The sequence below is a fragment of the Bradyrhizobium sp. GW821-FHT12B03 genome (assembly GCF_058807535.1).
Genome location: NZ_JBXAQU010000049.1, coordinates 1 through 1,508, shown reverse-complemented (window position 1 = coordinate 1,508; position 1,508 = coordinate 1). Strand labels below are relative to the sequence as shown.

General features: G+C 60.0%; 1 protein-coding gene. It reads left to right on the top strand.

All coding sequences use genetic code 11. From position 1 onward, the window contains the following. The first annotated feature begins 79 nt into the window (after positions 1-79). Positions 80-1,432, top strand: a complete 1,353-nt coding sequence (locus AC1RUR_RS38290) for a transposase (RefSeq protein ID WP_492853331.1) — start codon at positions 80-82, stop codon at positions 1,430-1,432. The last annotated feature ends 76 nt before the right edge of the window (positions 1,433-1,508 follow it).

The following is a 1,508-nucleotide window of genomic DNA, read 5'->3' as shown; positions in this document are numbered from 1 at the left end:
CGATTCTGTTGAAAAAGGCGGCGGTTGCGACGCAGAGGGATCAGTGATTCAGTCTGTCTAATTGGCAGGACTGAAGATCATGATGGGGCATCGGCAAGTCGAACAGGCTGCGTTGTTCTATGAGTTCTCGCTCGATAGGCATATTCCCGCCGACCACTTGCTCCGGTCGATCGATAGATTTGTCGACCTTGAAGAGGTCAGGCAGGACCTGGCACCCTTCTACAGCAGTATCGGTCGACCTTCGATCGATCCCGAGCTGATGATCCGGATGCTACTGATCGGGTACTGCTTCGGCATTCGATCGGAGCGGCGCCTGTGCGATGAGGTTCACCTCAATTTGGCCTATCGGTGGTTCTGCCGGCTCGGTCTGGATGGCGCGGTGCCGGATCACTCGACATTCTCTAAGAACAGGCATGGCCGCTTCCGGCAGAGCGACCTCTTCCGTCGCGTATTCGAGAGCGTGTTGCGCCGCTGCATCGAGGAGCGACTGGTAGGCGGAGAAGGATTTGCCGTTGACGCGAGCCTGATCAAGGCCGATGCCAATCGGCAGAAGGGGATCGAAGGCGACAAGGGGCTTCCACCGGAGGCTGCCGGCCGAGCGATCGATGAGTATCTGGCTGTCCTCGATGATGCCGCTTTCGGAGCGGCAACCGAGGTCACGCCGAAGTTCGTGTCGCCCTCCGACCCGGCGGCGCGCTGGACCGGGGCGCATGGTGGCCAAGCCTTCTTCGCCTACTCGACGAACTACCTGATCGACGTCGAGAACGCGATCATCGTCGATGTCGAGGCGACGACGGCAATCCGGCAGGCGGAGGTATTGGCCGCCAAACGCATGATTGAACGCTCGCTCGAACGGTTCGATCTCTATCCGAACCGGCTCCTCGGTGACAGCGGCTACGGCTCGGCCGAGATGCTCGCCTGGCTGGTCTATGAGCACGGCATCGAGCCGCACGTTACAGTCTTCGACAAGTCCGCCCGCACAGACGGGATCTTCTCGCGCGATGACTTCACCTATGACCATGCCGGGGACCTCTACCGTTGTCCCAGCGGTAAAGTTCTTACCACGACCGGAACGCTGGTGAATGATGGCGCCACCATGCTTTACCTCGCCAGTAAGCATGATTGTGATCGCTGCGCATTGAAGTCCCGGTGTTGTCCTAAGCAGCCTTCACGGAGGGTGCCGCGCTCGATCTACGAGGGCGCTCGCGACATGGCGCGCCAAATCGCAAGATCATTGGAGGGCCGCACTTCGCGTCGGCTCCGCAAGAAGATCGAGATGCTGTTCGCGCACCTCAAGCGCATTCTCAAGCTCGATCGCCTGCGACTGAGGGGCCCGAACGGCGCGCGTGACGAGTTCACCCTCGCAGCCACCGCTCAGAACCTTCGTAAGATGGCCAAGCTGATCCCGATGCAAATCCCCAGGTCCGCATAACGGAGAACCCAGCCGCTAGGCCGCTTCGGAGCTGGCGCCAATACATCGGACTACTGCAGCCTTTTTCAACGAAATC